Source organism: Pseudomonas sp. P5_B2 (assembly GCF_056400445.1).
Genome location: NZ_JBFULH010000169.1, coordinates 1 through 8,277 on the forward strand (window position 1 = coordinate 1; position 8,277 = coordinate 8,277).

The following is an 8,277-nucleotide window of genomic DNA, read 5'->3' on the forward strand; positions in this document are numbered from 1 at the left end:
ATCTAATTCGGTTTTCCGAACGCGACCCATCAGTCGATTCGGTTAACCGGATTATTCCTCGCCAAAAATGCCGCCATAAATATTTAATACCTTTATAAATCAATAACTTGAGATAATCAGCCTGGCCTGGCACGAGTCATGCTCTACACTCTTTGACGAACAGCCTTCGCGCCATCTCTCCAGGGACCGCCGGGCTTTCGAAGCACAAAAGGGCCGATAAACTGGCTCCATAAAAAAAACAATGTCGAGGACAATTTGATGCGCATCGTTCCCCATATCCTGGGCGCAGCCATTGCTGCCGCTCTGATCAGCACTCCGGTTTTCGCTGCCGAACTCACCGGCACCCTGAAAAAGATCAAAGAGTCCGGTGTCATCACCCTCGGGCATCGTGACGCTTCCATTCCGTTTTCGTACATCGCGGACGCTACCGGCAAGCCGGTTGGCTACTCCCACGACCTGCAACTGAAAATCGTCGAAGCCATCAAGAAAGACCTCGACATGCCGAATCTCCAGGTCAAATACAACCTGGTGACCTCGCAAACCCGTATCCCGCTGGTGCAGAACGGCACCGTGGACGTCGAGTGCGGCTCCACCACCAACAACGTCGAGCGTCAGCAGCAAGTTGATTTCTCCGTTGGCATCTTCGAAATCGGCACCCGCCTGCTGTCGAAGAAAGACTCGCCTTACAAAGACTTCACCGACCTCAAAGGCAAGAACGTTGTGACCACCGCCGGCACCACGTCCGAGCGCCTGCTCAAGTCGATGAACGCCGACAAGCAAATGGGCATGAACGTCATCTCCGCCAAAGACCACGGCGAGTCCTTCCAGATGCTGGAATCGGGTCGCGCTGTAGCCTTCATGATGGACGACGCCTTGCTGGCAGGCGAAGCAGCCAAGGCCAAGAAAGCAGATGACTGGKCCGTGACCGGTACGCCACAGTCCTACGAAATCTACGGCTGCATGGTCCGCAAGGGCGACGAGCCGTTCAAGAAAGCGGTGGATGACGCCATCATCGCCACCTACAAGTCGGGCGAGATCAACAAGATCTACGAAAAATGGTTCATGGCGCCAATCCCGCCTAAAGGCCTGAACCTGAACTTCCCGATGAGCGACGAACTCAAGGCCCTGATCGCCAATCCGACTGATAAAGCGGCTGACGACAAGAAATCCTGATTTCTGACTAACCTTATCTCCTGAGAGGGCCGCTGCCCTTTCAGGGGTTTGTCACTCCCTGCTGGCATTTTTGGAAACACTCGAACCGGTGGCTGTCGAGCCGATCTTGTGTGCCTGACTATTATGGTCGGGTCGGGAACGGAGCTTCCCCAAGCGGGCACTTGTACTTTGATCGATCTGAGGGGAGACCCTAATGAATTACAACTGGGACTGGGGCGTGTTCTTCAAGTCCACTGGCGTTGGCAGCGAGACCTATCTCGACTGGTACATCACCGGTTTGRGCTGGACCATTGCCATCGCTATCGTGGCCTGGATCATTGCCCTGACACTGGGCTCGATTCTGGGCGTCATGCGCACCGTACCGAATCGCATCGTATCGGGCATAGCGACCTGCTACGTCGAACTCTTCCGTAACGTGCCGCTGCTGGTTCAGCTGTTCATCTGGTACTTCCTGGTGCCCGACCTGCTGCCGCAAGACCTGCAAGACTGGTACAAACAGGACCTGAGCCCGGTCACCTCGGCGTTCCTGAGCGTCGTCGTCTGCCTGGGCCTGTTCACCACCGCTCGCGTTTGCGAACAAGTGCGCACCGGCATCCAGGCCTTGCCAAAAGGCCAGGAATCCGCCGCTCGCGCCATGGGCTTCAAGCTGCCACAGATCTATTGGAATGTGCTGCTGCCCCAAGCCTACCGAATCATCATTCCACCGCTTACCTCGGAATTCCTCAACGTGTTCAAGAACACGTCCGTGGCCTCGCTGATTGGCCTGATGGAATTGCTCGCGCAAACCAAGCAGACCGCCGAGTTTTCCGCCAATCTGTTCGAAGCGTTCACCCTGGCAACCTTGATCTACTTCACCCTGAACATGAGCCTCATGCTGCTGATGCGCCTGGTCGAGAAGAAAGTCGCCGTACCGGGCCTGATTTCCGTAGGGGGTAAATGATGGAATTCGACTTCTCAGGAATCATCCCTTCCCTGCCGGGCTTGTGGAACGGCATGGTCATGACCCTCAAGCTGATGGTCATGGGCGTGGTCGGCGGTATTATCCTCGGCACGATCCTGGCGCTGTGCCGTCTGTCCCACAGCAAACTGCTGTCGAACCTTGCCGGCGCCTACGTCAATTACTTCCGTTCGATCCCGCTGCTGCTGGTGATCACCTGGTTCTACCTGGCGGTGCCGTTCGTGCTGCGCTGGATCACCGGCGAAGACACCCCGATCGGCGCCTTCGCTTCGTGCATCGTGGCCTTCATGATGTTTGAGGCGGCGTACTTCTGCGAAATCGTCCGGGCCGGTGTGCAGTCGATTCCCAAGGGGCAAATGGGCGCAGCCCAGGCCTTGGGCATGACGTATGGCCAGATGATGCGTCTGATCATCCTGCCGCAAGCGTTCCGCAAGATGACCCCGCTGTTGCTGCAACAGAGCATCATCCTGTTCCAGGATACCTCGCTGGTTTACGCGGTCGGCCTGGTGGACTTCCTCAACGCTTCGCGTGCCAGCGGCGACATCATTGGCCGCTCCAATGRGTTCCTGATCTTCGCAGGTCTCGTGTACTTCACAATCAGCTTTGCCGCCTCGCTGCTGGTCAAGCGTCTGCAAAAAAGGTTTGCCGTATGATCTCTATCAAGAACATCAACAAGTGGTATGGCGACTTCCAGGTACTGACTGATTGCAGCACCGAGGTCAAAAAAGGCGAAGTGATCGTGGTGTGCGGGCCGTCCGGCTCCGGCAAATCCACGCTGATCAAGTGCGTCAACGCGCTGGAACCGTTCCAGAAAGGCGACATCGTGGTCGATGGCACGTCCATCGCCGACCCGAAGACCAACCTGCCGAAACTGCGTTCGCGCGTGGGCATGGTGTTTCAGCATTTCGAACTGTTCCCGCACCTGACCATCACCGAAAACCTGACCATCGCGCAGATCAAGGTGTTGGGCCGCAGCAAGGAAGAAGCCACCAAGAAAGGCCTGCAACTGCTTGAGCGCGTCGGGCTGTCGGCCCATGCGCACAAACATCCTGGCCAGCTTTCCGGTGGTCAGCAACAGCGTGTGGCGATTGCCCGCGCGCTGGCGATGGACCCGATCGTCATGCTGTTCGACGAACCGACCTCSGCRCTGGACCCGGAAATGGTCAATGAAGTACTCGACGTGATGGTGCAACTGGCCCACGAAGGCATGACCATGATSTGCGTGACCCACGAAATGGGCTTCGCCCGTAAAGTGGCGGACCGGGTGATCTTCATGGACGCGGGCAAAATCATCGAAGACTGCCAGAAAGAGGAATTCTTCGGCGACATCAGCTCCCGTGCCGAGCGGACACAGCACTTCCTCAACAAGATTCTGCAGCACTAAGTCCCAAACGCCGCTCCCCGTGTGGGAGCTGGCCTGTGGGGTGAGGGGCTTGTGTGGTGAGGGGCTTGCCCCCGTTCGGCTGCGAAGCAGTCGTAAACCCGCGGCATACGGTTTGAATTTGTAATGCTGGGGCCGCTTCGCGACCCAACGGGGGCAAGCCCCCTCGCCACACAAGCCCCCTCGCCACAAGCCGGCTCCTACAGGGGTCGGTGCAAGGTTCGGATTTGTGTTGTGGTTGACCCAAGGCATCTGTGATGAAATGCGACCCCACTCTCTATCGCGCAGCAACGCCATCACTTGCCGTGAAACCCCGTCTGATTCGCCATTTGTTCCTGCCACCGCTGATCATCGCCCTGATGATCGGACTGGGCTACGTCGGCTTCTGCGTCAGTGAGCACTACGGCATTCGCAGCCTCAGCGAGAATGGCCAGCGTCAGCTTGAACTACACGCTCGCGCCGTCGAAAGCGAGATCAGCAAATACACCTACCTGCCCAGCCTGCTAGAGCTCGAATCCAGCGTTTCGGCACTGCTGGCCGACCCGTCGCCGGAACACCGGCAAACGGTCAACGATTACCTTGAAGGCCTGAACCGGCGCAGCCGTAGTCGGGCTATCTACGTGATGGACACGACCGGCCGTGTCCTGGCCACTAGTAACTGGCGCGATGTCGACAGTTACCTCGGTGAAGACCTGTCCTTCCGCGCCTACTTCCAGAACGCCATTCGCGGCCAGCCGGGGCGTTTCTACGGCATTGGCAGCACCAACGGCGAACCCGGTTACTACCTGGCCCACGGCCTGGAAGAACACGGCAAAATCATCGGTGTAGCGGTGGTCAAAATCCGTCTCGAAGCCCTGGAGGAACGCTGGCAGCGGGCACGCCTCGAAGCCTTCGTCAGCGACGAAAACGGCATCATCATTCTGTCCAGTGATCCGGCGCTGCGCCTCAAGTCGGTCGTGCCGTTGAGTGATGAGACCAAAGAAAAACTCGCCCGTAGCCTCCAGTACTACTGGTTCCCGCTGAACGAGCTGCAACCGCTGGCCCGTGAAACCCTGGCCGAGGGCGTGGAGAAGCTGACCTTCCCCGCCAACAGCGAAGTGGAGGCCGACGATGAAGACATCAGCTACCTGGCCCAGACCCGGCCCTTGAGCGATACCCCGTGGAATTTCACCCTGCTAACGCCGCTTCAGGATTTGCGCCGCGAAGCGATCAACCAAGGGATTCTGGTGGCGGTGGCGTTCGCCTTGGTGGCGTTCCTGCTGATCGCCTGGAACGAGCGGCGCAAGGTCGTCGCCACCCGCCTTGCCGCTCGGGAAGCCTTGCAGGAAGCCAACAATCAATTGGAACGTCGGATAACCGAACGCACCACCGACCTGCGCGCCAGCAACGAACGGCTCAAAGGCCAGATCCGCGAGCGCCGGCTCGCTGAAGAGACGCTGCGCCGCGCCCAGGATGAACTGGTGCAGGCCGGAAAACTGGCCGCCATCGGCCAGATGTCCACCAGCATCGCTCACGAATTGAACCAGCCACTAGCGGCACTGCGCACCTTGTCCGGCAACACCGTGCGCTTTCTGGAGCGTGGTCAGCTGGACGTGGCCAGCACCAACCTTAATACCATCAACGAACTGATCGACCGCATGGGCCGGATCACCGCCAGCCTGCGCTCGTTCGCTCGACGCGGTGATGACAAAGGCCAGGCCAGCCTCGGCAAAGCCGTAGATGCTGCTTTGCAACTGCTTGGCAATCGGGTGGAAAGCGTACACCTGCAACTGCATCGCGACTTCATGGACGTACAAGTGCAGATCGATCAGACCCGCCTCGAACAGATTCTGGTCAACCTGGTCGGCAACGCCCTTGATGCCATGCAGGCCCAACCGCTGCCGGAGTTGTGGCTGGAAGGTGACGTCTTCGATGGCAAATACCGTCTTCGCGTGCGCGACAACGGCCACGGCATCGATGCCGAAGCACGCAAACATCTGTTCGAACCGTTCTTCACCACCAAACCCGGCGCACAAGGCCTGGGCCTCGGCCTGACCCTGTCCGCCAGTCTGGCTGCCGCCACCGGCGGGCACTTGGGTGTCGAACACCCTGCCAGCGGTGGTACCACCTTCGTCCTCAGTTTACCGTTGGTAAGCCCCACTCCCGCCGAGCCAATATGAACAACGACCTTAGTGTGCTGATCGTCGAAGACGATCCTCATGTGCTGCTTGGCTGCCAACAGGCGCTGACCCTGGAAGACATTCCTAGCGTCGGCGTGGGCAGCGCCGAAGAAGCCCTGGAGCGGGTCGGCGACAATTTCGCCGGCATCGTCATCAGCGACATCCGCCTGCCGGGCATGGATGGCCTGGAACTGCTGACTCGGCTCAAGGCCCGCGATCGCAGCCTGCCGGTGGTGCTGATTACCGGCCACGGCGACATCTCCATGGCCGTCGGCGCGATGCAAAAAGGCGCCTATGACTTCATGGAGAAACCCTTCTCCCCGGAACGCTTGGTGGATGTTGCACGACGTGCGCTGGAACAACGCAGCCTCGCCCGCGAAGTCTCGTCATTGCGCCGGCAACTGGCCGAGCGTGACTCCCTCGAAGGCCGCATCATCGGTCGCTCGCCGGCCATGCAAAACCTGCGTGAGCTGATCGCCAATGTCGCCGACACCTCGGCCAACGTGTTGATCGAAGGCGAGACCGGCACAGGTAAAGAGCTGGTCGCGCGCTGCCTGCATGATTTCAGTCGGCGCCATACCAAACAATTCGTGGCGTTGAACTGCGGTGGCCTGCCGGAAAACCTGTTCGAAAGCGAAATTTTCGGCCACGAAGCCAACGCCTTCACCGGCGCCGGCAAGCGGCGAATCGGCAAGATCGAACACGCCGACGGCGGCACGCTGTTCCTCGACGAAGTGGAAAGCATGCCCCTGCCGCTGCAAATCAAACTGCTGCGGGTGTTGCAGGAGCGCACCCTCGAACGCCTCGGCTCGAACCAGAGCGTGGCGGTGGATTGCCGGGTGATCGCGGCCACCAAGTCCGACCTGGCCGAAACGAGCAAGGTCGGTGAGTTCCGCAGCGACCTGTATTACCGCTTGAACGTGGTGACCCTGGAACTGCCGCCGCTGCGCGAACGTCGCGAAGACATCCTGCAATTGTTCGAGCACTTTTTGCAGCAGTCGTCCCTGCGCTTTGACCGCGCTGTGCCGGAGCTGGATAACCAGACCTTGTCGAATTTGATGAGCCACGACTGGCCGGGCAATGTGCGCGAATTGCGCAACGTCGCCGAACGCTTCGCCCTCGGCCTGCCAGCCTTCAAAAAGTCCGGTGCCAGTGGCAGCAATCAGGGACTCGCCTTCGCCGAAGCAGTGGAAGCCTTCGAACGCAACTTGCTCAGCGACGCCTTGCAGCGCAGCGGCGGCAACCTGAGCCAGGCCAGCCTGGAACTGGGCATGGCCAAGACCACGCTGTTCGACAAGGTTAAAAAATACGGACTGAGCCACTGATGGATCTGTTTCTGAAAGCAGCGTTGGGCGCGGCGGTGGTGCYGATTCTGGCGGCACTGGCCAAGACCAGGAATTACTACATMGCCGGGCTGGTGCCGTTGTTTCCGACTTTTGCGCTGATTGCGCATTTCATCGTCGGCAAAGGGCGCTCGGTTGAGGATTTGAAGACCACCATCGTGTTTGGCATGTGGTCGATCATTCCCTACTTCGTTTACCTCGCGACCTTGTATGTGATGGTGGACCGGATGCGGTTGGAGGCGTCGCTAGCCGTGGCGGCGGTGGGTTGGTTGATCGCGGCCACCGTTCTGGTTTCAGTTTGGGTACGTTTCCACAGCTAACTCCACTCCCCTTGTGGCGAGGGGGCTTGCCCCCGTTCGGCTGCGAAGCAGCCGTAAATCCTGCAATTGCGGATTATCTGGTGGACCACGGTGGATGGTTCAGGGCGGCTTCGCCACCCAACGGGGGCAAGCCCCCTCTCACCACAAAAGCGCCCTGCACCATCAGCTGACAGTACCACCCTTCGCTTCGCTCATGATCTGCCGGATCGCCCCGACAAACGTTTCCACCGGCTGCCCGCCACTCACCGCGTACTGCCCGTTGAACACCACCGTCGGCACCGAACTCACGCCACGGGTCAGCCACAGCTGTTCTTCCTCAACCACCTCTTTGGCGTATTCATCCGACGCCAGAATCGCCTCGGCGCGCTGCCAATTGAGCCCTACGCTTTCGGCAATCTGCGCCAACTGCCCGTGATCGGACGGATTGCCGCCGTCGGTGAAATACGCTTTGAACAGCGCTTCTTTGAGATTGAACTGCAACCCTTCCAGCCCCGCCCAATACAACAAACGATGGGCATCAAAGGTGTTGTAGATGCGGCTGTTGCCGTCAGTGCGAAACGCAAACCCGAGCTCGGTGCCACGGGCGCGGATCATCTCGCGGTTCTTCTGTGACTGTTCGGGGGTCGAGCCGTACTTTTCGGTGATGTGTTCGGTGATGTTCTGCCCTTCGGGGCCCATCTTCGGGTTCAGTTCGAACGGCTGGAAGCGGATCTCGGCCTGGACCTCATCGCGCAGAATTTCCAGCGCCCGGGTCAGGCCGTAGAGGCCGACAACGCACCAGGGGCAGGACACGTCGCTGACAAAATCGATTTTCAAAGGGGTACTCATCACACACCTCGCAGGCTTGGATCTCGCCGGAAAGATCGAACGATACACCTGACCGGACCACGGTGGCAGCCATACCACAATCCCCTGTGGGAGCGAGCCTGCTCGCGAAGGCGTC

At 59.3% G+C, this 8,277-nt stretch carries 8 protein-coding genes; 7 read left to right on the forward strand and 1 reads right to left on the reverse strand.

What is annotated here, in order from left to right:
* Positions 1–258: 258 nt before the first annotated feature.
* The 7 genes from AC1DRJ_RS14605 (at position 259) to AC1DRJ_RS14635 (ending at position 7,334) form a co-directional block, all read left to right on the forward strand.
* Complete coding sequence (locus AC1DRJ_RS14605) at positions 259–1,173, forward strand: glutamate/aspartate ABC transporter substrate-binding protein (protein ID WP_477802783.1); 915 nt, start codon at positions 259–261, stop codon at positions 1,171–1,173.
* 193 nt (positions 1,174–1,366) lie between these two features.
* Positions 1,367–2,113, forward strand: coding sequence for an amino acid ABC transporter permease (locus AC1DRJ_RS14610; RefSeq protein ID WP_477802784.1), 747 nt, complete (start codon positions 1,367–1,369; stop codon positions 2,111–2,113).
* On the forward strand, positions 2,113–2,784 hold the full coding sequence (locus AC1DRJ_RS14615; RefSeq protein ID WP_477802790.1) for an amino acid ABC transporter permease: 672 nt from the start codon (positions 2,113–2,115) through the stop codon (positions 2,782–2,784). The genes AC1DRJ_RS14610 and AC1DRJ_RS14615 overlap by 1 nt, the downstream gene beginning before the upstream one ends.
* On the forward strand, positions 2,781–3,515 hold the full coding sequence (locus AC1DRJ_RS14620) for an amino acid ABC transporter ATP-binding protein (RefSeq protein WP_477802785.1): 735 nt from the start codon (positions 2,781–2,783) through the stop codon (positions 3,513–3,515). The genes AC1DRJ_RS14615 and AC1DRJ_RS14620 overlap by 4 nt, the downstream gene beginning before the upstream one ends.
* A gap of 254 nt (positions 3,516–3,769) precedes the next feature.
* Positions 3,770–5,671 (forward strand): two-component sensor histidine kinase AauS, encoded by a 1,902-nt coding sequence (aauS, locus tag AC1DRJ_RS14625; protein ID WP_477802786.1) that lies wholly within the window; start codon positions 3,770–3,772, stop codon positions 5,669–5,671.
* Entirely contained in the window at positions 5,668–6,996 is a 1,329-nt protein-coding gene (gene aauR / locus AC1DRJ_RS14630; protein ID WP_477802787.1) for a two-component response regulator AauR, read from the forward strand. Before aauS ends, aauR begins: the two co-directional genes overlap by 4 nt.
* On the forward strand, positions 6,996–7,334 hold the full coding sequence (locus AC1DRJ_RS14635) for a GlpM family protein (RefSeq protein WP_477802788.1): 339 nt from the start codon (positions 6,996–6,998) through the stop codon (positions 7,332–7,334). Before aauR ends, AC1DRJ_RS14635 begins: the two co-directional genes overlap by 1 nt.
* Before the next feature lie 162 nt (positions 7,335–7,496).
* Here the strand turns inward: AC1DRJ_RS14635 and AC1DRJ_RS14640 are convergent, their stop codons facing one another.
* Positions 7,497–8,162 carry a DsbA family oxidoreductase gene (locus AC1DRJ_RS14640; protein WP_477802789.1) on the reverse strand — a complete coding sequence of 222 codons (666 nt, stop codon included), beginning with the start codon at positions 8,160–8,162 and terminating at the stop codon, positions 7,497–7,499.
* Between the last annotated feature and the right edge of the window lie 115 nt (positions 8,163–8,277).